Annotated in this window: 16 protein-coding genes; 9 read left to right on the top strand and 7 right to left on the bottom strand. The window is 71.1% G+C overall.

All coding sequences use genetic code 11. The features are described from left to right. Positions 1–48: 48 nt before the first annotated feature. Positions 49–1134, top strand: coding sequence for an ROK family protein (locus DEI92_RS06105; RefSeq protein ID WP_111012737.1), 1086 nt, complete (start codon positions 49–51; stop codon positions 1132–1134). Positions 1135–1288: 154 nt separating this feature from the next. Here DEI92_RS06105 and DEI92_RS06100 read toward each other — a convergent pair whose 3' ends face one another. Further along, positions 1289–3055: a class I mannose-6-phosphate isomerase gene (locus tag DEI92_RS06100; RefSeq protein WP_111012736.1), complete on the bottom strand. Its 1767-nt coding sequence runs from the start codon at positions 3053–3055 to the stop codon at positions 1289–1291. A gap of 391 nt (positions 3056–3446) precedes the next feature. Then, the gene (locus DEI92_RS06095; RefSeq protein WP_111012735.1) at positions 3447–4505 is read right to left on the bottom strand and encodes a LacI family DNA-binding transcriptional regulator; all 1059 of its coding nucleotides are present in this window, start codon (positions 4503–4505) and stop codon (positions 3447–3449) included. A 155-nt stretch (positions 4506–4660) separates the two neighbouring features. On the opposite strand from DEI92_RS06095, the gene DEI92_RS06090 reads away from it, so the two are divergent. Then, the gene (locus DEI92_RS06090; RefSeq protein ID WP_146249107.1) at positions 4661–7864 is read left to right on the top strand and encodes a glycoside hydrolase family 38 C-terminal domain-containing protein; all 3204 of its coding nucleotides are present in this window, start codon (positions 4661–4663) and stop codon (positions 7862–7864) included. Positions 7865–7950: 86 nt separating this feature from the next. On the opposite strand, the gene DEI92_RS06085 is transcribed toward DEI92_RS06090, so the two are convergent. After that, on the bottom strand, positions 7951–8487 hold the full coding sequence (locus tag DEI92_RS06085; protein ID WP_111012733.1) for a CHAP domain-containing protein: 537 nt from the start codon (positions 8485–8487) through the stop codon (positions 7951–7953). Between the two features lie 245 nt (positions 8488–8732). Here DEI92_RS06085 and DEI92_RS06080 point away from each other — a divergent pair, with 245 nt between their 5' ends. After that, positions 8733–12266 (top strand): bifunctional RecB family nuclease/DEAD/DEAH box helicase, encoded by a 3534-nt coding sequence (locus DEI92_RS06080; protein WP_220037456.1) that lies wholly within the window; start codon positions 8733–8735, stop codon positions 12264–12266. A 77-nt stretch (positions 12267–12343) separates the two neighbouring features. Here the strand turns inward: DEI92_RS06080 and DEI92_RS16290 are convergent, their stop codons facing one another. Continuing rightward, positions 12344–13642 carry an ImmA/IrrE family metallo-endopeptidase gene (locus DEI92_RS16290; RefSeq protein ID WP_146249106.1) on the bottom strand — a complete coding sequence of 433 codons (1299 nt, stop codon included), beginning with the start codon at positions 13640–13642 and terminating at the stop codon, positions 12344–12346. A gap of 746 nt (positions 13643–14388) precedes the next feature. On the opposite strand from DEI92_RS16290, the gene DEI92_RS06070 reads away from it, so the two are divergent. Both DEI92_RS06070 and DEI92_RS06065 read left to right on the top strand, forming a co-directional pair. After that, positions 14389–15252: an alpha/beta fold hydrolase gene (locus DEI92_RS06070; RefSeq protein WP_111012731.1), complete on the top strand. Its 864-nt coding sequence runs from the start codon at positions 14389–14391 to the stop codon at positions 15250–15252. A 40-nt stretch (positions 15253–15292) separates the two neighbouring features. After that, positions 15293–16477, top strand: a complete 1185-nt coding sequence (locus tag DEI92_RS06065) for a dipeptidase (RefSeq protein WP_258370088.1) — start codon at positions 15293–15295, stop codon at positions 16475–16477. 189 nt (positions 16478–16666) lie between these two features. Here DEI92_RS06065 and DEI92_RS06060 read toward each other — a convergent pair whose 3' ends face one another. After that, the gene (locus DEI92_RS06060) at positions 16667–17599 is read right to left on the bottom strand and encodes a fibronectin type III domain-containing protein (protein ID WP_111012729.1); all 933 of its coding nucleotides are present in this window, start codon (positions 17597–17599) and stop codon (positions 16667–16669) included. 192 nt (positions 17600–17791) lie between these two features. After that, positions 17792–18589 (bottom strand): DeoR/GlpR family DNA-binding transcription regulator, encoded by a 798-nt coding sequence (locus tag DEI92_RS06055; RefSeq protein ID WP_111012728.1) that lies wholly within the window; start codon positions 18587–18589, stop codon positions 17792–17794. A gap of 270 nt (positions 18590–18859) precedes the next feature. Between DEI92_RS06055 and DEI92_RS06050 the strand changes: the two genes are divergently transcribed. From DEI92_RS06050 to pdxA, 4 genes are read left to right on the top strand one after another with little or no spacing between them, the layout of a single operon-like run. Beyond that, positions 18860–20200 carry an MFS transporter gene (locus DEI92_RS06050; RefSeq protein WP_111012727.1) on the top strand — a complete coding sequence of 447 codons (1341 nt, stop codon included), beginning with the start codon at positions 18860–18862 and terminating at the stop codon, positions 20198–20200. After that, positions 20187–21080 carry a cyclase family protein gene (locus tag DEI92_RS06045; protein ID WP_111012726.1) on the top strand — a complete coding sequence of 298 codons (894 nt, stop codon included), beginning with the start codon at positions 20187–20189 and terminating at the stop codon, positions 21078–21080. The genes DEI92_RS06050 and DEI92_RS06045 overlap by 14 nt, the downstream gene beginning before the upstream one ends. A 44-nt stretch (positions 21081–21124) precedes the next feature. Next, the gene (locus DEI92_RS06040) at positions 21125–22177 is read left to right on the top strand and encodes a four-carbon acid sugar kinase family protein (RefSeq protein WP_111012725.1); all 1053 of its coding nucleotides are present in this window, start codon (positions 21125–21127) and stop codon (positions 22175–22177) included. Then, positions 22174–23196 carry a 4-hydroxythreonine-4-phosphate dehydrogenase PdxA gene (pdxA, locus tag DEI92_RS06035; RefSeq protein WP_111012724.1) on the top strand — a complete coding sequence of 341 codons (1023 nt, stop codon included), beginning with the start codon at positions 22174–22176 and terminating at the stop codon, positions 23194–23196. Before DEI92_RS06040 ends, pdxA begins: the two co-directional genes overlap by 4 nt. Positions 23197–23279: 83 nt before the next feature. On the opposite strand, the gene DEI92_RS06030 is transcribed toward pdxA, so the two are convergent. Next, the gene (locus DEI92_RS06030) at positions 23280–24728 is read right to left on the bottom strand and encodes an MATE family efflux transporter (RefSeq protein WP_111012723.1); all 1449 of its coding nucleotides are present in this window, start codon (positions 24726–24728) and stop codon (positions 23280–23282) included. Between the last annotated feature and the right edge of the window lie 49 nt (positions 24729–24777).

Genomic DNA, 24777 nt, shown 5'->3' with positions numbered 1-24777 from the left:
CGGCGCCGCGGGACGACGGCGTGACCGGACGACAGGTGAGTGGGGACGATGAGCGGAACGCACCAGCAGCACCGGCCGGGAGGCCTGATCCACGTCATGGACGTCGGTGGCAGTCATGTGACCGCCGCGGTCGTGACGGGGACCGGCGCCGCGATCGCCCTCGATGCGGGACCAGCGTCCGGCGTCGCGACGGTCACCGGTGGCGTGCCCGGGGCCGGCTTCGAGCGTGCGGATGTCGCGGGTATCGGAGCCGACGTCCGGTGGGCGGTGCGGGCCTCCCGGACGCGGCAGCTCGATGCGGGTGCACCCCGCGACGCCCTGCTCCAGGTCCTGGTCGACGCCGCCCGCGAGGTCGCTGCCGAGGGTGCGCCCGCCTGGACGATCGCGATGCCCGGTCCGTTCGATCCCGTCCGTGGCGTCGGCGACTTCCGGGGCATGGGGAAGTTCGAAGCGCTCACGGGTGTCGACCTCCGGGCGGCGCTGGCCGACCGGCTCGGGGTGCCGCCGACGGCCGTCGGGTTCTGCAACGACGCGGTGGCGTACGGCATCGGGGAGTGGGCTGCGGGTGCGGGCGAGCGAGCTGCACGGATGGTGTGCCTGACGCTCGGGACGGGCGTGGGGTCGGCGTTCCTCGACCACGGCGTGCACGTCGACCACGGTGACCTGGTCCCGGCCCGCGGTGAGGCGCACACGATCCGGCTCGACGGCCGCCCGCTCGAGGAGACCGTGTCGACCGCCGCGCTCCGGGATGCCTACGCGCGGGCGACGGGTGCCGCGGGTGCGACGGATTCCGCGGGCGCGACGGATGCAACTGGCGCGACGCAGCACGGCGGGGGAGCGGACGCGCCGAGCGTCCGCGAGATCGCCGACCGCGCGCGGCAGGGCGACATCGTGGCGACGCGGGTGATCAGCACGACGATGACCGCACTCGGGCGGGCGCTCGGTCCGTGGGTGCGGCGGTTCGGGGCCTCCCGGACGGTGATCGGCGGTGCGATGGCGGGCTCGTGGGACCTGCTCGAGGAGCCCCTGGCGACGGCGTTCGCCGAGGCGGGAGCGGTGACCGAGCTGCGGCCGGCGCAGCTCGGGGCGGACGCGCCGCTCATCGGGGCGGCGGTCTGGGCGGACGGCCGCTGACGTCAGGTTCCGGCGTCGTCCGCCCGGCCGAGGCTCGTGCGGACGGGAGCGGGCGCGGGGCGGGGCGGGGGCAGGGGCGAGTGTGCACGACGCGCCGCTCACTCCGGGGCGGAACGGCGTGTTGTGCCCCCTCGGCGGGTCGCGGCCCCGCGCGCTACCCCCGCTCCGTGCCCCGCACCGACGCCTTGACGGTCCCGAGGCGCTGACCGGTCCCGCGCCCGTGTGGCCGGATCGTGTAGGGCCCGACGGCGGCCGGCACGATGAAGGTCTCGGCGTAGTGGACGACGAACGGTTCGAACGCGCCGGTCGGGCTCTCGACGACGGCCTCGGCGCCCTCGACGAGGTTGAGGACGTTGACCGTGCCGCGGGTGTCGTGCGGGACGACGTCGGTGAACCAGTGCCGGCGGACCTCGATGAACTCGAGCTCGTGCAGGCCCGTGCGCTCCTCGACCCAGCCGTCGCCGGAGGCCACCTCGGTCACCTGGTCGACCAGGTGGTCGCGGGTCCACGTCGTGTCCCGGTCCCACTGCACGTTCGCCATCGCGTGGTCGAGGTGGATCGGACGCGGGACGCCGTCGAGCCCGACCCGGCCCCAGTCCCACATCTTGAACGTGAAGATGTACGGCGTCGCCGAGATCTCGAGCACCATCGAGTTCGCCCCGGAGCAGTGGACGGTGCCGGCGGGGATGAGGAAGTGGTCGTGCTTCTTGGCGGGGAACGCGTTGACGAACGCGTCGGCCTCGAACGGGGCGGCACCGGTCTCGGCGGTGCGGAGCGCCTGCTCCATCGCGGCGGGTTCCGCGTCCTCGCGGAGCCCGAGGTACACCACGGCGTCGTCGGCGGCGTCGAGCAGGTAGTAGCTCTCGTCCTGCGTGTAGTGCATGCCGAACTTGTCCTGGATGTACCCGGTCAGCGGATGCACCTGGAGTGACAGGTTGCCGCCCTCCATGGTGTCCAGGAAGTCGAAGCGGATCGGGAACTCCGGGCCGAACCGCGCGTGGGTCCGCTCGCCCAGGAGCTCCCGCGGGTGCCGGAGGACCAGGTCGAGGGACGGAACCTCGACGGTGGTGCCGTCGACGTCGAGCAGCAGGCTGTTCTCCTCGGGCACGCAGTCGAAGCACCAGGCGTAGTTCTCGGCGTCGTCGAGGTCGAACGTCGTCTTCATCCACTGGCCGCCCCACACGCCGGGGTCGAAGAACGGGACGACCCGGAACGGACGGGTCGTCGCGGCGGCCAGGCCGGCTCGGAACGTGTCGCCGGTGATGAGCTTGGCGGTCGCCATCGTGCTGTTCGCGTCGAGGACGTAGTCGATCCGGTCGAACAACGCCTGCTTGTGCCGGTCGGCCATCCGCCACTCGACGAAGAACCCGCGCTTGACCTTGCGGAGCTGGTCGTCGTCGCCGTTGTCCGCGCGCCAGTTCGGGGCGCCCGCGCGCTGCCGCTGCTGGATCTCCCATCGGGCGAGGTCGGCGAGGACGACAGTGTCGAACGTCGTCGGCACGAGCGTGGCGCCCCAGCCGTAGACCACGACGGGCCGCTCGGACGCGGCGACCCGGTCGGCCACGGCGGCGAGCCGGTCCGCGTCGTACAGGATGTCGAGCGTGCGATGGTCCATGACGCCGAACACCCGGTCGTCGGTGAGGTTCGGGGCGAGGAGCGCGTCGATGTACTCGGGGGAGTGCGCCGCCGCGACCTCGACGTCGATGAGCTCGGCGTCGGGGAGCGCGCGCGCGAGCTCAGCGCGCAGCCCGTCGAGGTCGCTGCCGGGGTAGGTGTCGATCGCGATCGGGCGACCGGGAGCCGCGTGTTCCGCCAGTCGCCCCCAGGCCTCGGGGCCGGTCCAGGCGTGGTGCCCGGGTCCGACGGCCACCGACGGTGCCCTGTCGTAGGTCGCCCGTGATCCGGTCGGTCGGTCGTCCATCCCCGCTCCCTTCGCGTCCGCGACCGACGCTGGCCGCATGGACGTGTGTTCAGGTTGGTAACGTTATCAGGATCGGCACCGATCGCAAGCCCGCCGGGAGGCCCGGCACCGGCCCGTCGGGAGGGCCAGCTCCGGCCGGTCTCGGCGCCGCGTCCGGCGTCTCCTCGGGAGCGCTGCCGCTCCTCCCGATGGACCCCAGCCTCCCGGCCCCTGGTTTCGACGTCCCGGTTGTCGTTCGCCAGCAGCACCGTCGAAACTCCCGGGCGGCTGCGGCTCCACTACGTGCCCCGCCGCTGCGCTCGACGGTCCCGGTTTCGTTCGACAGCGGGATCGTCGGCATACACGGGTGGTCCTCGAGTGCGGGGCGGCGCAGCCGGGAGGCCCGCCGGCGCTACGCGAAGTCGACGAACTCCACCGGCAGCTCGACGAGCCGCGGCGCGCTGTCGTCCCCACGGTCGAGGCGGTCGAACAGCATCCGGGCGGCGACGCGACCCAGCTCGGCAGCGTCGTGCGCGACGACGGACAGCGGCACGGGCGACATGTCGGCGAACTCGAACGAGTCGAACCCGAAGAGCCGGATCGGAGCGGGTTGCTCGCCGCGGTCCCTCGCCCGCGCCCGGGACTTCGTGATGGCGCGGATCGCGCCGATGGAGTTGCGGTTGTTGGCGGCGAAGACGGCGGTGGGCGGGGCCTCCAGGCCGAGCAGCTGGTCCATCGCCTGCTCGGCCGAGCTGACGTCCTGCTGCCCGAGCCGGACGAGCTCGTCGACGGGCTCGAGCCCGTGGCGCTCGTGCGCCTGGCGGAAGCCCTCGAACCGTCGGCGGCCGGTCGACACCGACACCTGGTTGCCGAGGAACCCGACGCGGGTGTGCCCCTCGACGAGCATGCGGTCCGTGGCGACGAACGCGCCGTGGATGTCGTCGAGCAGGATCGCGTCCGCGCTGACGTCGGGGAACGTCCGCGACGCGAGCACCACGGGCACGCCGGCGAGGGCGTCGGGCGCGAACCGGGCCGGCTCCCGACCGGCGGGGACGACGATGAGGCCCTCGACCTGCCGACCGAGGAAGTCCGCGAGCAGCTGCTGCTCGAGGTCCTCGTCCTCGTTCGTGACGCCGATGATGATGCGTCGGCCGGCCTCGCCGACGACCTCCTCGACGCCCTGGAGCATCCCCGCGTAGTACGGGTTCCCGACGTTCGTGATGAGCACGCCGACGAGTCCCGAGCGGCGACCCTGTCGGAGTCGGCGGGCGTTCTCGTTCCGGTGGTAGCCGACCTCGGCGATGGCGCGCTCGACCCGGTCCTGGAGCTCGGGCCGGACGTTCTTGCCCCCGGAAAGCACACGGGACACGGTCATCGGGCTGACCTCGGCGACACGCGCGATGTCCTTGACCGTCGGCGCACCACGACCGCGCCCCGTCGTGGGCCCGCTCCCGTTCCCCGCGGCTGCCATGCCTCAAGGTATACAGCAGCACCGGCTCCGGCCGGTCACACGTGTACAGCAGCACCGGCTTCGGCCGGTCACACGATTGCCCCTTGCGGAGCGCCCCCGTCGTCCTGCTAGCGTTGTTGGTAACGATATCAATTCGACGACGAATGGTGCTGCTGATGACCGACGCCCGTGGTGATCGCCCGACTCGACCCCCGCTGATCTCGGCACAGCCGTGGCAGCACACCGACGCGCGGGTCGGCCTGATCGACCGGGCCGTCGCCGCCACCGGCACGATCGGCGGCGAACGCGTCCGCGTCTTGCCGGAGCCCATGCGCGCCACACGGGACGACGTCGAGGTCCAGGCGGTGCGCCTCCTGTTCGACACCGAGGAAGCGGCGGCCCGCGCGACCGACGTCGTGATCGAACGCGGCACCGCGACCGGCACCGGCACCGGCGCCGCCGCCGCGCCAGGCGCGTTCGTCGGCTTCGCGACGGCCCCCGACGCGCTGTCGGTGCGCCTCCTGGTCCGGGTCGTCAACGCGCCCACCGCGGCGACCGTCCGGATCCCGTCCCTCGGCGACGGCGCGGTGTCCGTCGAGCTCACGCCGCAGCGGCCGTGGTCCGTGCACGTCGTGCACCACTCGCACTTCGACTTCGGCTACACCGACCCGCAGGCGACGGTCATCGCGAGCCAGCGGTCGTACCTCGACACCGCCATGGACCTCGCCCGCGCGACCGACGACTGGCCCGAGGAGGCCCGGTTCCGCTGGAACGCCGAGGCGCTCTGGGCGTTCACCGACTGGGAGCGGCACCGCCCGCAGGCGCAGGTCGACGAGTTCGTGCAGCTCGTCAAGGACGGCCGGATCGGCCTCAGCGCGATGCCGTACAACCTGCACACCGACACGTGCTCCACCGACGAACTGCACGAGCTCCTCCGTGACGCGCGGCGCATCCGCGACCAGTACGGCATCGACTTCACCACCGCGATGCAGACGGACGTCCCGGGACAGGTGGCGGGCCTCCCGGACGCGCTGCAGGAGGTCGGCGTCAAGTACCTGGCGGTCGCGCACAACTGGGCGGGCCGGTCGCAGCCGCACACCTCGGGCGCGCTCAACCTGCCGCGCATGTTCCGCTGGCGCACCCCCGCCGGCAACTCGGTGATCGTGTGGATGACCGACAGCCCGCACGGCCTGGCGTACATGGAGGGGCCGATGATCGGCTTCACCGAGTCGTACGCGTCCGTGGACGCGCTGTTCCCCGCGTACCTGACCGCGCTCGCCACCCGCGGCTACCCGTTCCCGCCCGGGATCTTCGGCGCGCACGGCGAGCAGACCGAGGGCCGCGACGGCTACCCGTGGGAGGTCCTGCACATCCGCACGCAGGGGTTCATGGGCGACAACGGCCCCGCCCGGCTCCAGCTCGCCGAGATCGTCCGCGAGTGGAACGACACGTGGACGTCCCCGACCCTGCGGGTGTCGCGGAACGAGGACTTCTTCGCCGAGGCGGAGGCCCGCCACGGCGACGAGCTCCAGACGTTCCAGGGGGACTGGGGCGACTGGTGGGTCGAGGGCGTCGGCTCCGCGGCCGTGCCGCTCGCACTCGCCCGGGAGGCCCAGGCCGCCGTCACCGACGCCGGCGCGTTCTCGCAGGCGGCCGCGTTGATCGGCGCTGCCGCGGTACCGGAGGAAACCGCGCGTCGCACCGAGGCCTACGACGCGATCTCGATGTTCAACGAGCACACGTGGGGCGCCGGGAACTCCTGGACCCACGGGGACGCCGGGTTCGAGTCGGGGGAGCTGCAGTGGCAGTGGAAGGTGGCGCAGGGCATCGGCGCGCACCAGCGGGCCACCGAGTTCCGGGAGCAGGCGATGGCCTACCTCGGCGCCGCGGTGCCGCGCGATCCCGACGCGGTCGTCAGCTTCATCGCCGCGAACGCCACCGGCCGCCGCCGCAGCACCGTCGCGCGCCTGCTCGTCAAGGAGGCCCACATCGGCCTCGACCAGGACATCGAGGTCCGGGACGGCCGCACCGGCGAACCGATACCGGTGGTCCTCGAACCGCAGTCGAACACGGCGCACCGGGAGTCCGGGCGCTGGGCGGTCGTGCGGGTCGAGGACGTGCCCGCGTTCGGGTTCGTCCGACTCGACGTCTCCGTCGCGGCGACGTCCGCGCCGAACGACGCTCCCGTTCCCCTCGGGTCCCGGGCCCGCGCCGAGGTGCTCACGCTCGAGAACGAGTACCTGCGCGTCGTCGTCGACGAGACCACGTCCTCCATCGCGTCGATCGTCGAGCGGCGGACCGGACGCGAGCTCGTGAACGGGTCGTCCGTCGCTGGGTTCAACGCGTACCTCTACGACCAGTACGGCAGCTCGGGCGCCGGGTTCAACCACCTGGCAAACAAGCTGTCCGTCTCCGACCGGCTCGAACTGCTCGTGTCACGGACGACCGCCCGGCCCGCCGTCGTCCTCGAGCGGACGAGCGACGCGGTCGAGGAACGCCTGGTCTACGAGTTCGTCGCCGACGGGGTGGACTCCGTCGTCGTGACGCTCCGGCTCCGGCACGGCGACGGCGTGCTGCTCATCGAGAACCGCCTGGCCAAGCCGACGACCCTGATCAAGGAGAGCGCCTACTTCGCGTTCCCGTTCGCCGTCGACGACCCGGTCGTCCGGTTCGAGGTCTCCGGCGGGGTCACGGGCGACGGCGTCCCGCACATCCCGGGAGCGCCGCAGCACATGCGCGCGATCCGCAACTGGATCACCTTGACCGACCCGGAGACCCACGACGACGTCGTCTGGGTGACGAAGGACGCGCCGCTCGTGCAGACCGGGAGCATCGCGGTGCCGTACGCGCCGTTCCCCGCGAGCACGAGTCCCGTCGAACCGGGCACCGTGTTCTCGTGGCTCCACAACAACGTGTGGGACACGAACTTCCCGATCGAGCAGGCGTTCACCGCGACCTTCCGGTACGCCGTCGGGGTCCGCACGGACCGGGACGGAGCCTCGACCGAGGGTCTGGCCGTGGCGACGACCGGCGAGCTCGTGCACCCCCTGACGACCGCTGAGGCCAAGGGCCGTCCGGACACCGCCGCTCGGGCCGATGTGTCCCTGCTCGACCTCGACGACGACCGCGTGCAACTGGTCGGTGTCGTCGCAGGACCGGAGGAGGGCACCTCGATCGTGCGGCTCCAGTCGTTCGCCGACCAGGACGTCGTGCTGACGCTCCGGCCCGGCGTGGCGATGGCCGAGGCGTGGGTGAGCTCGTTCCTCGGGGACCGGGGGACGGGCCTCCCGGTCGATGATGGTGCGGTGCGGGTTCCGCTCGCGCCGTTCGCGACGACCGCGGTGGGCGTGCGTTGGGGCGGCGGGGTCGCCACCGACTGAGTGCACACGCGGACGACAAGTGCGCATGCGGGCGCATGCGCACTTGTCGTCCGCGTGCGCGGTCGACGTCGGCTGATTCGACGGGGTCAGTACTTCGGCCGCGCGAACTTGTACTGACCGCTCGTGTCCCAGGGGTCCTCGTAGATCTTCACGTGGTTGGTCGAGGCGTTGCCCGAGCCCACGTTCCCCTCCACCGTGCGGACGTGGCCATCGCTGTGTGACCGAACGAGGCCGATGTGCCCGACGCCGTAGTACCAGATGATGTCGCCCTGGCGGACGTTGGCGGCCGACACCGGCGTGCAGAGCTTGTAGAAGTCCGACGCCCGAGGGCTGAAGCCGGTGTCGGTGCCACGGAGGCACCAGCTGACGAAGATCGCGCACCAGTCGCCACTCGTCTTGTACTTGGAGGACCAGATCGCGTTCATCTGCGCGAGGCTGTTGCCGGTGTAGCTCTTCGCCTCGGTGATCACGGCGGACGGGGTGGTGGGTGCGGCGGCGCTCGCCATCGATGCGGGTCCTGCGACTGCAGCGACCGCGGCGAGCGAGACACCGCCCGCTCCGATGAGGAGCGAGCGTCGGCTCAGTGAGCCGGAGACGTCGAACTTCGTTGTGGGTGCGTCCATGGCGAGACACTGGCAGCGGCACGAGCAGGCGACAAGTCCTCACTCCAGAGGACAGACTGCGGCGCGTCCGCCCGGCATGTCAGTGTCGCTCGGCCGCGGCTGCTGGGTCCCGGTCGTGTCGACCCCTGCGTGCTGGTCGTGTCGGTCGTCCCGGTCGTGTCGGTCGTGTCGGTCGTGTCGGTCGTGTCGGTCGCGACCGCTACCGTCGTGCTGCGCGACGAACGAGCGCACCCGGGGGAGGAACCGTGCAACTGACGACCGACGGCCGCGTCGTGCTGAGCCCGAGCGACCTCAGCGTCTGGGCGTCGTGCGAGTGGGCGTTCCTGCGGCGTCTCGACGCCAAGCTGGGGCGCGCCGAACCGGTGGCCGAGGCGGCAGACGCGATGCTCGACCGCACCGCTCGCTTGGGTGACGAGCACGAGCTCCGGTACCTCGCGACGCTCAAGGCCGAGCACGGCGCGGACCAGGTCGTCGAGTTCGAGCGCCCCGACCCGGACCAGTACCAGCAGGCGGCGCAGGCCGCGGCGGACGCCATGCGCGCCGGCGTCGCGGTCCTGTACCAGGCGACGTTCCACGACCCGGGCTTCATCGGGTTCTCGGACTTCCTCATCCGCAACGACCGCGGCGAGTACGAGGTCTACGACACCAAGCTCGCCCGGCACGCCAAGATCACCGCGCTGCTGCAGCTCGCCGCGTACGCCGAGCAGATCGAGCGGCTCGGCATCCCGGTGGGGGCGCAGGTGCACCTGGTCCTCGGCGACGAGACCGTGAGCAGCCACGACCTCGCCGACATCGCACCGGTGTACCGGACGCAGCGCGACGAGCTCCGGCGCGTCATCGACGAGCGCATCGCCGCCTCCGAGCCGCTCGCGTGGGGCGACCCCCGCTACACCTCGTGCGGCCGGTGCGGCATCTGCAGCACGCAGGTCGAGGAGCACCGCGACCTCGTCCTCGTCGCCGGCATGCGCCTCGACCAGCGAGCGCGCCTCATCGCGGCGGGCGTGACGAGCATCGACGCCCTCGCGACCGCCGAGGGCCCGGTGCCCGGTGTCAGCGCGGCGACGCTGGCGACGTTGCGGGCGCAGGCGCGCCTCCAGACCGGATCGGAACGCGACCGACAGCGCGCCGGTTCCGACGTCCACCCCGCACCCCGGTTCGAGGTCGTCGACCCGCAGGCGCTCGCGGCGATCCCGGCGCCGGACGCGGGCGACGTGTTCTTCGACTTCGAGGGCGACCCGCTGTACTCCGAGGACGGCCACACCTGGGGCCTCGACTACCTGTTCGGGCTCGTCGACACGGACGCCCGCTTCACCGCGTTCTGGGCGCACACGATCCGGGAGGAACGGCGCGCGCTCGTCGACTTCCTCGCGTTCGTCAAGGAGCGGCGTGCGCAGTACCCGGGCATGCACGTCTACCACTACGCGTCGTACGAGCGGACGCACCTGCTGTCGCTCGCCGCGCGGCACGGTGTGGGCGAGGACGACGTCGACGACCTGCTCCGCGAAAACGTCCTGGTCGACCTGTACCCGATCGTGCGGAAGGCCCTGCTCGTCGGCAGCCGCAGCTACTCGATCAAGAAGCTCGAGCCGCTCTACATGGGCGAGGACCTGCGCGACGACGCCGGCGTGACGAACGCCGCGGACAGCATCACCGCGTACGTCGAGGCGATCGAGGAGCTCCGGAACGGGGACCCGGTCCTGGGGCAGCACGCGCTCGACCAGGTCGCGGACTACAACGAGTACGACTGCCGATCGACGCTGCGGCTCCGCGACTGGCTGCTCGGCCTGGAGGACCGGGGTCGCGTCGACGACGACGGCTCCGCACCCGACACGGCCGGGTCCGACGGCGCATCCGACGAGCTGGAGGTCGTGCTCCCGCCGGCCGTGCGCGAGCCCGACCCGGTGTACCTGGCGCTCATGGTCGAGATCGAGGGCGTCGACGCGCTCGACCGCACGGCGGACCAGCAGGCCATCGCGCTCGCCGCGGCCGCCATCGACTACCACCGGCGTGAGGGCAAGACGTTCTGGCAGGAGCACTTCGACCGGCTCCGGAACCCCATCGACGAGTGGGCCGACACCCGCGACGTGTTCATCGTGGAGCAGGCCGAGGTCGTGCAGGACTGGGCGAAGCTGCCCGGCAAGCGGACGTTCTCGCGCGAACTCCGCCTGCTCGGCACGCTCGCACCCGGCAGCAAGGTCCGTGAGGGCACGAAGCCGCACCTCGTCTACGACGAACCCCTGCCGATCTCGATCACCTCGCCGGGGCCGGGCATGCGTGGCGCCTCGAGCAAGGGCGAGGTCCTCGACATCGGGCCGAACGGCGACCGCATCGAGATCCTGCTCAAGGAGTCGGTCGGGCAGGGGCAGACGGGGCACGAGGACCTGCCGGTGGCCCTCACGCCCGCCGCACCGCCGGCCGCGAAGCCGCAGCCCGAGGCGATCGCCGAGTGGGGGCGCGAGGTGCTCGATGCGCTCCCGTCGATGCTGCCCGACCCGGCCCTCGACCTGCTGCGGCGGGTGCCGCCGCGCGGAGGCGTCGTGCCGCTGTCCGTGACGGAGGACGACACCGTCGCGGCCGTCGTCGCGACCCTGCTCGGACTCGACCGGTCGTACCTGGCGATCCAGGGGCCTCCCGGCACCGGTAAGACGTACGTCGGCTCGCACGTCGTCGCACGGCTCGTGCAGGAGCACGGGTGGCGGGTCGGAGTGGTCGGGCAGTCGCACGCGACCTCCGAGAACTTCCTCGACGCCGTCGTCACCGCGGGTGTTCCCGCCGACCGCGTCGTCAAGGTGCCGCAGCGCGGCGGAGATCCCGACCGACTCGAGGCGGCCGCTTGGACGCCCGTCAAGGACAACGTCGCGCTCGCCGCGTTCCTGACCGGCCCCGCAGCGGGATCGACCGGTCGGCCCGGCGGTGTGGTCGGCGGGACGGCGTGGACCTTCGCCAACGCCAACACCGTCGAACGGCGGTCGCTCGACCTGCTCGTGGTCGACGAGGCGGGGCAGTTCTCGCTCGCGCCCACGATCGCCTCGTCCGTCGCCGCGTCGCGACTCCTGCTGCTCGGCGACCCGCAGCAGCTGCCCCAGGTGTCGCAGGGCTCGCACCCCGAGCCGGTCGACGAGTCCGCCCTCGGCTGGCTGGCCGACGGCGAGCACGTCCTGCCGCCGGAGTTCGGGTACTTCCTGGCGCACACCCGGCGGATGCACCCGGCCCTGACCGCGCCCGTCTCGCGCCTGTCCTACAACGGGTCGCTCACCGCGTCCGAGGCCGTCCTGTCCCGGTCGCTCCGGGGACTCGAGCCGGGCCTCCACGTCGCGCCGGTCGCGCACATCGGGAACACGACGTCCTCGCCCGAAGAAGCGGAGCGGGTCGTGTCGCTCGCGTCGTCCGTCATCGGGCTGCCGTGGACGGACGGCGGCGTGACCAGGCCACTGACCGACGAGGACGTCATCGTCGTGGCGCCCTACAACGCGCAGGGCGCGCTGATCCGCGCCGCGCTCGACGCCGCCGGGCTGCGCGGGACGCAGGTCGGCACGGTCGACCTGTTCCAGGGCCGGGAGGCCGTGGTCGCCATCGTGTCGCTCGCCGCGTCCTCCGCGGCCGAGATCCCGCGGGGGCTCGACTTCCTGCTCATGCCGAACCGGCTCAACGTCGCGATCTCGCGGGCGAAGTGGGCGGCGTTCGTCGTGTACTCGCCGGGTCTGACGACGGCGCTGCCGACGTCGATCGCGGGGATGGCGTTGTTGTCGCGGTTCATCGAGCTCGTACAATGCCGGTAGGCCGTGAAGGAACGGCGGACAAGCGCCACCAGGAGGTTGAGGCGACGACTGACGACCGAATCAGCGACGGCTCCCTTTCATGAGAAGTCGGCTCGGATTTGATTGTCGATCTGATGCTCGATTACGCGCCTGTCCACTCCGAAGTGATCCGCCACTCCTTGGCAAGCCCTGTCGGAAAAGTCGCCCGCGAGTAGGGTGCTGATGCCAATTGCGGGTGCGAGAAACTCAGCCGCAAATGCTCGTTCGATCCGATCGCTGATAAAGGGCCCGTCGGTCATGACGTGAACGCGCTCGTCGCTTTGGTACACAGCTCGGGAAAGCACGCGCGCTTGGAGGAAGCGCGTGCTACTCACTCCTCGAGACGGACCCACCACTGCCCGTGGAGAGGGCGTAGAGGGTGTAACGAGAGCGGGAGCGTGAATCGGAGAGGGCAGTTTGCTGTAAGCGGTGGAGATGTAAGTCTCTACAGGTGCCGCATCACTTGACTTCAGGCCGAGAACGTCCCGAGCCGCGCGGGCTCGGCTGAAGCCTATGGTCCACGGGTGCTCCAAAGACCTAGCCTGCTGACGGAGATGCCGAGCTGAGACGGCCGAAGCGATTTTCTCGACGACTCGACCGGTTTCTGACGTTTCGAGCTCATTCAGTTCTTGCAGGGACTCCGCGAGCCAGTCAGCACTGTACTGAAGCCCGTCACGAGGGGTGACGGGCACCACTTCCGCGAGAAGGTCAACGTTACCAACCTTTGCGGCGGCATCAATTAGCCCCTGAGATTCCAGGGGGCCTGCCGAATAGGGATCGAGGCCGAAGGCTGCGGCGACTCGACAAAACTCTAGTTCGTCCTCCGACATATTCTCCACCCGACTCCACTCCCGCTGGAGAGGGGTGTCGAATATGTTCTCTTGCTCAAGTCGCGTGATCACGGATGCAACGAAGCCAAACAAGCCCGTTACGGTGTCGTCAAAATCAGTTACCCAGCTTGAACGCTGTTGGTAGATAATTCGTTGGTCCGCACTCTCCTCAGGGCGACTAGTAATGAAGTAGTAGCCCTGTTCTGGGAATAGTCGAATCGGCGGCCAGGCGAAGCCGTCGCCTGCCGCGCGCATATCGAGTGAGGGGCGCTGTGCCGCGTTGAGGAAATCTACTTGAGCCGTTGACCCGGGGGTAGTGAGCAACCACCAGTTGTAAGCAATCCATTCCGCCAGTGGATAGGCCGATACATGTATTGAATCGCGATACGAATTAGCCAGGGTGTCGCGAACAAGCGTAACGGGTTCATTTCCGATCCTCATCGAGAGAGAGGCCCAGGTTGCTGCCAGTTCTGGAGTCCGGACTCCGGCCGCATCAAGCCAATCGATGCAAACTTCGAAGCTGTTCATTCGAGACCCTTCGGAGCCGAGCGCCGATCAATTGGGTAACCCTTGTACTGGCCTTGAACGCGATTCATGAGTCGCCCTTCGAAAAGGCGTCCCTCGTGCAGCACCCACACGTACCGCGGGAAATCGTCCTCCCAGTATTCACTCACGCGACCATCCAGAAGCGCTTGCTTGAGCCAAGCGGTGAACTGATGTCGATCCCGGTACTCCGGGGGACAAGGCGTGGCGTCCGATCGAAGCTTCCCGGGTCCAAGCCACGAGTGACCAGTCTTGTGCTCCACACTTCCAACGTAAGTCGCGCCTCGGGCCGCCTTCTCGAGGCGAGCCAGCGCGGGAGCCGCGGCGAGTTGCTTCCGGGGTGGACGACGGTCGGGCAGGCGCACGGCGAGATACTACCGTTAGTCGTTGCGGCTCGGCCTCCTCGAGATAACCTGCGACGAAGCCCTGATCAGGGCACGCCGCGATCAGCGCAGACTGTCCCGGGGAACAGGTCACACGTATGTTCCTGCCGACCTCGGCGCTCCGCGCAGCACGTGCACCGGCGAGGTCCATATCTTCGTGTGTGCAGACACGGGTCTGCTCGGCTGGTTCGCGACGCCTCCCGAGCCATACCGTGCGGCGTCTGGGACGCCCAGCGCAGTGAACGTACGGGTGAACGACCGCGGCAGAACGCTCGGTCGTCCCCTCAACCACATCTAGAGTTGTGCTCCGCCTGTCGCATCGGCGAGGGGCATCCCGGAAGGAACCCGATGGACCTCACGATCAACGGCGCCCGACTCAACGTCGAGGTGCTCGAGCCGACGAACGGCGACCCGGACGCACCGGTCCTCATCGCGCACCACGGCGGCGGGGGGATCGGTTCGCTCGCCGAGCCGAAGGCCACGTTCGGCCCGCTCCACGACCGCTTCCGGGTCATCGTCTTCGACTCGCGCGGGTGCGGCCGCAGCGAGGGCGTCGGCCCGTACACGCACGAGCAGTGGGCGGCAGACGTCGACGGACTGCGGCAGTGGGCGGGCGTCGAGCAGATCGTCGTGGCCGGTGGTTCGTACGGCGGGTTCATCGCCCTCGAGTACGCCGTCCGCTACCCGGAGCACGTCTCGGCGATCATCCTGCGGGACACCTCCGCCGACGGCAGCAACCTCGAGCTCGCGTTCGAGAACGCGCGGAACCAGGACCGCGTCGAGATCAACTGGGACCACTTCAACCGCTACTGGGGTGGCCAGACGCGCAGCGACGAGGAACTCAAGTCGCTGTGGGCGGAGCTCATCCCGCTGTACGACTACGAGTACGACGAGGAGAAGTCAACGGCGGCGGTCGAGGCCGGCATCTACCGGCACGAGGCGCACAACGCCTGCTTCGTCGACAACTTCCCGACCTACGACCTCAAGCCGGACCTGCCGGGCATCGCCGTCCCGACCCTCGTGACGGTCGGCCGCGGGGACTGGGTCACGCCGGTCAGCGCCTCCGAGACGATCGCCCGACTGATCCCCGACGCGGAGCTCGTCGTCTTCGAGAAGTCCGGCCACTCGCCCCAGGTCGAGGAGCGCGAGAAGTTCCAGCAGACGCTCCGCGACTTCCTCGCCCGCGCGGTTCCCGTCGCGGCCACCGTCTGATCCGCAGCACGAGGAGATCGGGAACGGCGGCCCGCGCATCGTGTCCGGCTACGAGTCCTACGACTACCTCGACGGTGACCTCCACCTACCGCGAGATCCGCTGACGCCGGAGTTCGACCGCGTCCCGCCGTACGACGGCGGGCACACGCCGGCGGTCATCGAGCGCGCCGAGCGGCTCCTGGCGGCGACCATCACGATCAGCCTGCACGACCACCCGGTCCGGTTCCCGGCCGACATGGCGAACACACCCGCCTACAACCGCGCGGGCCGTCAGTTCACCGCGTTCGAGGGCCTGCGCGCGTCCGGGCTGACCGTCGTGTTCGACAACATGATGGACGGCACCGCCACCGTCACGGGCAACACGCCATGGCAGTGGGAGGACGTCGTCACCGACCTCGGGATGCGGCAGGCGGACATCGCCCACCAGTCGGACGTCGTCGTCATCCGCACGCTCGCCGACATCCACGCCGCCCACGCGGCCGGGAGGACCGGGCTCGTCTTCGGTCTGGAGGCCGCCACCCCGATCGGGAACGACCTCGACCGCCTCGACATCCTGTACGGACTCGGGATCCGGCAGATCGGGCTCGCCTACTCCCAGTCGAACGGTCTCGGGGCCGGACTCTCGGAGCGAACCGACTTCGGCTTGACCGACTTCGGTCGCGCCGCCGTGCGTCGGATGAACCAGCTCGGGCTCGCGATCGACGTGTCGCACTCGTCCGACCGGACCGGCATCGACGCCGCCGACGCGTCCGACGTCCCGGTCTTCATCACGCACGCGGGCGCGCGCGCACTCTGGGACATCCCGCGGCTCAAGTCGGATGACGTGCTCCGGGCCGTCGCCGCCGGCGGGGGAGTGATCGGCATGTCCGCCGCCCCGCACACGACGATCTCGCGCGACCACCCGACCCACAGCCTCCTGTCCGTCATGGACCACTTCGAGTACTGCGCCGAACTCCTCGGCATCGACCACGTGGCCTTCGGGCCCGACACGCTCTACGGCGACCACGTCGGCCTGCACACGACGTTCTCGTCCATGCTCGGGGCGACCGCGGCCACGACGGAGGACCACCCCCGGGTCGAGTACGTCGACGGGCTCGAGAACCCGACGGAGAGCTTCCACAACATCGCGGCGTGGCTCGTCGAGCACGGGTACTCCGACGACGAGATCGGGAAGGTCCTCGGCGGGAACGTGCTCCGGGTGCTCGGGGAGGTCTGGGCGGGCTGACCGCGCAGTTCGGGTCCGCATCCGCTGCCGCGGGCTCGATGTCCTGCGTGGCTGGAGCGCTGGAAGTCCACGCAGGACAACCCCATCCGTCGCCGAAGCCCGCGCTCATCGACGTCGACCACCGGCGGGACGTCGACGACCCCTAAACCGGTCGTCGCCAGCCGTTCAGTCCAGGACGGCCCGGGTACCTCACGGGTACAGCTTGTTCGAGTCCCCGATCTGGATCGACCCCTGCGCCGCGGGCCCCACGCCGGAACTGGTGATCGCGGACACGGACACCAGGTAGGTGAACGTGGAGTCGAGCTCACCCGAGGTGTAGGAGCGCGCGCTCGGCGCGAGCACGACGACGGTCGGCGCGGCACCGGTGGCCAGTTGCTGCACGGTGACCTGGTACCCGAGCACCTTCTCGCCGGCCGAGACCTGCGGTGCCGCCCACGCGGCGGACACCGTGCCGACCCGCGCGTTCTCGTCGTTCCGCGTGACCACGAGGGCACGCGGCGGCGTGACCTGATGCGACCCGACGCGCACGGTGGTCGAGGCGGATCGCCCCTGGCCGAGGTCGCCCGTCACGGTGACGGTGTAGGTCCTGCCGCGGACGAGGTGGTTGAGCACGAGTGCGGTGTCGTTCGCCGAGGTCGTGCTGATGCTCTGCGGGCCGATGCCGAGTGAGTCCGTCCCGTTGCGGCTGACGACCCACGCGCCCTGGGCGCCCTCGGGCTTCGTCCAGTGGATGAGGGCACTGCCGAACGTGGCGCGGGCCGAGGCGAGGGGGAGCGGTGTCGCCGTGAGGGCGGTCGGAGCCGGGGCCTTCGCGGTGGCGGTGCGCGCGGGCGCGGCGGCGCTCGGCTTCGCCGTCGCGGCAGTACTCGACTTCGCCGCCGCGGCAGCGCTCGGGGTGGCGGACGCGGTCGCGGTCGCGGACCACGGCGCGGCGGACGGCGACGCAGACGAGGGCGTGGTCGCGGACGGTGTCCGCCCGGCGGCCGGCGCGCTGCTGCGGGCTGCGGCGGACGCCGCCGTGGTCGCGTGGTCGGATGCGGTCGCCGCGGCGGCGGGAACGGTGATGCCGACTGCGGCGATGCAGACGGCAGCGGCGATGACGGTGATGGTCGTTGTGCGCACGGGTTCGGGTCCCCTCGGGTGTCGCGCTTCGGGTGGAGCTCGATCACCGTATCCGGTTTCGGCGGGCCCCCGGAAGGGGGTGTCCGCTCTGCGTGTCACCCCGCGTGTCACCCCGCGTGTCGGGCCGCGTGTCGGGTCCGGGCTGGCCCACGCGTCGGGGCCGCGTTCCGACCTGCGTGCACGCGCCGCGCGTCAGCCCCGCCCGCCGGCGACGAGGACGGTGACGTCGCCGCGCGCCCGGAACGGCGCCAGCTGCTCCTCGGTTGCCCCCGCGTCGGTGATCAGGGTCCACGGCTGTTCGATCGGTGCCCACGCGTCGAACGGGGCGCGACCGAGCTTCGAGCTGTCGGCGAGCACGTAGACGTGTTCGGCGTGGTCCATCATGAGTTCCTTGAGCCGGGTCTGCACCGGGCTGGCCTCGCAGATCCCGAGCCGGGCGTCGAGGCTGTCGGCGCCGAGGAACGCGCGGTCCGCTGTCAACCGGGTGAGGGCGAGCTCGGCGAGGGGGCCGACGAACCCCTGGCTGATGTTCCGGAGGTCGCCGCCGAGGCCGATGACGTGCACGTGCTCGTCGTCGGAGAGTTCGGCCAGGGTCGTCATGCCGTTGGTGATGACGGTGAGGCCGGAGCGTCCGCGCAGGCGTCGGGCGAGGCTGCCCGTCGTGGTGCCGGCGTCGAGGATGAGCGTCTCGCCCTCCTGCACGAACGTCGACGCGAGGCGGGCGATCTGTTCCTTCTGCGCGACCGCCATGGTGGTCCGCTGACCGAGCGAGGGCTCCTGGCCTGCCGCGCTCGTGGCGATGGCGCCGCCGTAGGTGCGGGCGAGTTCGCCGTCCGCGGTGAGCTGTGCGAGGTCGCGGCGGATCGTCGACGGGGTGACGTCGAAGGTCTCGGCGAGCTGTTCGACGTCCACCAGTCCGGCGCGCGAGGTGAGCTGCTTGATCTGCTCGCGGCGCTGGGCGGCACCGGTCTTGCCCCTGCCTCTGGGCATCTCCGCGGCCCTCCCGTCCTCCGGTCCGCCGAGTCCGCCTCGGAGAACGGCACACGGAGCATACCGGGCGGCCGGATCCGGGCCGGTCTGGAGGTGCGGCGCGGCTCCGCCACGGCAGGGCGGCCGGTCCGTTGGTCCGTCGAGCGGCGGTCCGGCCCTCCTGGAGTTGCGCTGAGCGAAACGCGCAGTACGCTTGCTTCTTGCGCACAACGCGCAATCAAGGAGCCGGCCCGGATGCCGAGCCCCCTCGCCCCCCTCGAGAGGTAGTCCATGAGCGGCACAACGAAGTCGTCGTCCAACCACGTGTTCCTCGTCTGGCTCACGGTGTTCCTCGGGTGGGCGGTGACCACCCTCGACCTGCAGATCGTCAGCTTCGTGCAGGGGCCGATGGCGAAGTCGTTGCACACGAGCACGGGCACCGTCGGCGACGCGTTCTTCCTGTACGCGGTGGGTCTGGGCCTCGGCGCCCTCGTCCTCGGGTACTTCAGCGACCGGCTGTTCGGCCGGAAGCGCGCGTTCATGTACGGCATCATCGGCACCGTCCTCATGACCGGTCTGACCGGTCTCGTGCAGGACGCGCCCCAGCTCATGGTGGTCCGCTTCCTCGCCGGGTTCTTCTCCGGCGGTGAGTGGGCGATGGGCCTCGCGATGCTGTCCGAGTTCGCGCCGGTCAAGCGGCGGTCGCTCATGCTCGCCGGCACCCAGGCCGGCGTCGGCGTGGGCTACGGCCTCGCCAACGTGTTCGCGCAGACCTTCGGCGCCCCGACGGCCGCCGGGTGGCGCGTCGCCTACCTGGCGTCCTTCGCGTTCGCGGCCATCGCGTACCTCGTGCGCCTCGGCCTGCGCGAGTCGCCGCAGTGGGCGAGGATCAAGGAGGCCCAGGAGGCCGCGCCCGGCGAGTTCAAGCAGGGCCTGCGTGCGCTGTTCGCCAAGAAGCAACTCGGCTACACGCTGATCGCGCTCATCATCGCCTTCCTCATCGGTGCTCCCCAGGGCGGCTGGGACTTCAACTACCCGGCCTGGTACGCCCACGGCGGCATCACCGGACACCCGATCCCCGCGGTGTCGGGCACCACGATCACGTACGCCTACGAGATCGCCCTGGTCGTGTCCACGGTGTTCGGCGGCTGGTTCATGGACAAGGTGTCCGCCAAGTGGACGCTGCCGCTCGTCTGGATCGCGGTGCCATTCACCCTGCTCATCTGGCTCGCGCCGTTCTCGCAGGGCGTGGTGCCCGTCTCGCTGTACCTGTTCATCGCGGGCTTCTTCCGTCAGCTCGGCTGGAGCGTCACGGCGGCGTACTTCGTCCTCCTGTTCCCGACGCGGATCCGTGGTGTCGGGATGGGACTGGCGGTCGTCGCGGAGTGGTCGCTCGGCTACGGGACCTCGGCCTTCTGGGGCACGAACCTCGTCACGAGCGGCAACTGGAACACGTTCTGGCTCCTGCAGGTGATCCTGCTCGCCCTCATCCCGATCCCGATGGTGATCGCCGGTGTCGAGACCCGCGGGCGCAAGCTCGACTTCCAGGAGGACGTGCTCGAGCCCGGAGCCACGGCGGCCGTCGCGGCGCCCGGTCTCCTCGGGAAGGGGGGACCCCGTGCGCGCGCCTGAGCCCCGCGAGATCGGCCGCGTCGGGGACATCGGTCCCGCCGACGTCCTCGACGCCCTCGGGGCCGCCGGACAGGGCCGCGTCTACGACCTCGACGCGGGCCGGTTCGTGGGCATGCCGCAGTGGGATGGACACCCGACCTTCACCCTCACCCCGTACCGCACGCCGCAGGGCATCAAGCGGGCGCAGGACATCCCCCTCTTCGGCGAGCAGCAGAACGCCGCAGGCGTGAGCATGCTGACCGAGCTCATGATCACCGGCATGCACACGGGCACGCACCTCGACGCCCTCTGCCACATCACGGACGCCGACGACACGTGGTTCGGCGGCTTCCACGCGGCGGAGCACAGCAGCGACTTCGGTCCCACCCGGGCCGACGCCGCGAGCATCCCGCCGATCGTGCTGCGCGGTGTCCTGCTCGACGCCGCGGGGTACTTCGACGTCCCGCTGCTCGAACAGGGCCGCGGGCTGTCCCGGGCGGACCTCGAAGCCGTCGCCGCGGCCCAGGGGACGACGATCCCGCCGCGGTCCTGCGTGCTCGTCCGCACCGGCCTCATGTCGGTGTGGCCGGATCCCGCCCGCTACGGGGCCGCCGACGGTGCGGGCCTCGACCTCGAGGCCGCGCGCTGGCTCATCGACGACCTCGGCTGCGTCGTGCTCGGCTCGGACACCTCGACGGTCGAGCAGGTCCCATCCGCCGACCCGCAGAACCCGCACCCCGTGCACGAGTTCGCTCTGCGGCAGCGCGGCGTCCACCTGCTCGAGAACGCGTTCCTCGAGGACCTCGCGCGTGATGGCGTGGCCGAGTTCACGCTCATCTGCCTGCCGCTCAAGATCGCGGGCGCGACCGGCTCGATGGTCCGTCCCATCGCGATCGCGTAGACGGGATCCGAGCAGTGCAGCACACAGACCGAGGAGGAGACGCGATGGAACGGTGGCTCATCCTCGCCGACGACGTCACCGGCGCGCTCGACAGCGCCGTGGGCTTCGCCGGGACCGGCCTCGTCGAGTACGGGGTGACGCTGCCGGTCCACGTCGACGTCGCGTCCGTCTCGACCGGGTCCCGCGCCAAGCCGACGCACGACTGGGAGACCGACGACCGGTTCGACCGCGACGCCGTCGACCGCCTGTTCGTCAAGATCGACTCCACGCTCCGTGGCTGGCCGGGCGAGCACGTCCGCACCGCCCTCGCGTGGTGGGGCCCGTCCGCGACGGCCGTCATCTGCCCGGCTGCCCCGGCACTCGGCCGCACCGTCACCGACGGCCGCGTGCTCGTCCACGGGACCCCCGCCGCGCAGACGGCCGCCGGAGCCGATCCGGTCGCCCCGACCCGCGAGGACCGCCTGCCGGTGCTGTTCGACGCGCCCCTGGTGGACCTCGCGGACCTCCCGGGCGCGATCGGGCACCACCCCGCCGTCGTCGTGGACGCCGCGACCCAGGCGGACCTCGACGCGCTCGCTGCCGTCATCGAGGCCGCCGGGCCCCGTGCCGTCCCCGTCGGCGCGTCGGGCCTCGCCGCCGCGATCGGCGCACGGCGCTCGCCACGGCAGGCGCCAGGCCCGCGGGCCGCGCGGGTCGTCGTGGTCGTCACCTCAGTGCACCCCGTGTCCCGCGCCCAGATCGACGCCCTGGAGGGCCGGGTGCCGATCGTCTCGCCGCCCAACCTCGACATCGGGACGGTCACGCACGAGCAGGCCGTCGCGATCGCGCGGGCCACCGCCGACCGTGCCGCCGAGCACGTCCACCGGGATGCCGACACCGCCGTGGTCGTCATCGGCGGCGACGGCACCGACGCCCTGCTCAGCGCGCTCGGCGCCGAGGGTGTCGAGGTCCTCGGGTCCGTGCTGCCGGGCGTGCCCTGGGGTCGGATCCGCGGTGGTCGCGCCGACGGCACCACGATCGTGACCAAGTCCGGCGGCTTCGGCGACGCCGACACCCTGAACGCCATCATCCGCACCATCACGAAGGACGAACCATGACCAACCCCACGCTCGCGCTCACCCTCGGCGACGTCGCCGGCATCGGTCCGGAGATCACCGCCAAGGCGCTGCTCGCACACCCCGAACTCCGGGAGATCGCGCGTCCGGTCGTGATCGGCGACGCCGACGCGATGCGCCGCGGGATGCGCGCCACCGGGTTCGACCCGGACGCCCTCGTCGTCATCGAGGACCCGCGCGAGGCCCGGAACGACCCGGACACCGTCGAACTCGTGCAGAGCGGACCGTCCCTGGCCGACGTCCCGATCGGCGAGCTCAGCGCGGCCGCCGGCGACGGCGCCTACCGCTTCGTCGTCGAGGCCTGCTCCCTCGTCAGGGCCGGCCGCGCCGACGCGATCGTCACCGCGCCGCTCAACAAGGCGGCGATGCACGCGGGCGGCCACGACTTCGCCGGCCACACCGAGCTGCTCGCCCACGAGTTCGGCGTCAAGGACTACAGCCTCGTGCTCTCGGCCGGGGACCTCTACGTGTTCCATCTCACCACGCACGTGTCGCTCCGCCGTGCGATCGAGGACGTCACCGTCGAGCGGACGACCCAGGTGCTGAACCTCGCACACGGGCTCGCCCGGGCCCTCGGGCGTCCGGAGGAGCGGATCGCCGTCGCCGGCCTCAACCCGCACGCGGGCGAGAACCGGCTGTTCGGCGACGAGGACGCCGACGTCCTCACCCCGGCGATCGAGGCCGCCCGCGAGCGGGGCATCCCCGTCGACGGACCGATCCCCGCCGACGCGCTGTTCCCCGCGGCGATGCGCCGGGGCCGCTGGAACCTGCTCGTCGCGTGCTACCACGACCAGGGCCACGCCCCCTTCAAGTCGGTCTACGGCGACGACGGGGTCAACATCACGGTCGGCCTGCCCGCGGTGCGCGTCTCCGTGGACCACGGCACGGCGTTCGACATCGCCGGGACCGGACAGGCGAACGAGGCGAGCATGCTGCTCTCCTGCGTCCGGGCGGCCGAGCTCGCCCCGGGCTGGGGCGCGGTGGTCGACGCGCTCAGCTGATCCGGGGGAACGGCCGGGAGGCGCGGTGCGGGTCGGACCCGCACCGCGCCTCCCGGCCGTCCCGGCTCGCTCGTCGCGCCGCATCACGCTTCCTCGAGCACGGCCTCCGCGCGCTCCGGGCTGCCCTCGGCGAGCCCGCGGTCGATCGAACCGCGGAGCCCGGACCACATGACGATCCCGGCGACGAGGACGAGACCCTCGCTGACGGTGAGCGCCCAGATGATGCCCCCGAGGCCGAACCAGAGGTTCGCCAGGATCACGATCGGGATGAACAGCACCCCCTGGGTGACCGACATGATCGTCGCAGGCAGGGCGCGGCCGGCCGCCTGGAACAGCGACGTGATGAGGCCGGTGAACCCGTTGCAGATCATCGACACGAGCTGCGCGGTGATGATCGTGGCGCCGACGGCGAGCAGCGCGTGGTCCGCGACGAACAGTGAGAACACCTGGTCCCGGAAGGCGAAGACGACCCCGGAGAACACGAAGGCGATGCCGCCGACGGTGATCGCCGAGCCGCGGAGCGCCGTAGCGAGCCGCGCCCGGTCGCCCTTGCCGAACGTGTAGGCGAGCAGCGGCAGGACCCCGAGCGTGACGCCCATGATGAGGAACTCCGGCACCTGCGCGATCCGCACGGCGACTCCCATCGCGGCGAGGGGGCCGTCGCCGTAGCCCGCTGCCAGGTTGTTGAGCACGAGCGACGTCACGATGAGGAACGCCGACTGCAGCAGCTCGCCGATGCCGATCCCGAACACGGGCCGCATGACCGCGGGGGAGAGCGTGAACCATCGCGGCGCGAGGCTGACGTGCTCGCTGTGCCGGGTCAGCCACGTGACGAAGTACACGACGGTCACGAGGTTCGACAGCCCGACCGACAGTGCCGCGCCGGCGACACCCCAGCGCAGCACGAGGATGAACAGCACGTCGAACACCAGGTTGCCGACCGTGGACGCGATGAGGCCGATCATCACCTGCCGTGCGGCGCCCTCGGCGCGCACGAGTTGCTCGAGGCAGAACGCCGCGGCGAGCACCGGGACGAAGGCGAGCATGACCGCGACGAACGCGCTCGTCGCGGGGACGGCCACACCGTGCGCGCCGAGGGCGAGCACCAGGGGGTGCAGGACCACGAGGCCGACGCCGCCGAGCACCGCGCCGACGATCACCGCACCCCACACGGAGAACGCGGCGACGTGCTTGATCTCGCCCGCCTCCGCGGGGTCCTGTTCCGACGCGCCGAGCAGCCGCGAGATGAGGGCACTGCCACCGGTCCCGAACACACCGCCGACGGCCATGACGAGCCCGAGGATCGGCGAGCCGAACGTGACGGCGGCCAACAGCGTCGCGTCGTGGAGCGAACCGATGAACCCGGCGTTGACGACGTTGTAGACGGCTCCGACGATGAGTGCGGCGGCCATCGGGATGCAGAGGTGGACGAGCGCCCGCACGATGGGCGCGGCGGACAGGTACCAACGGTTGGTGACGATGGCGGGGGTGGCGACGGACACGTCGACGGTGGTGGGGGCTGAGGTGCTCATGGTGACTCCTCGAGGGCAGGGTGGAGCCCGGTTCCGGGCATGACGGATG

The sequence above is a fragment of the Curtobacterium sp. MCBD17_034 genome (genome assembly GCF_003234515.1).
Taxonomy (GTDB): Bacteria; Actinomycetota; Actinomycetes; order Actinomycetales; family Microbacteriaceae; genus Curtobacterium.
The sequence above is the reverse complement of the archived record's forward strand: the minus strand, read 5'-3'. Positions and strand labels throughout refer to the sequence as shown.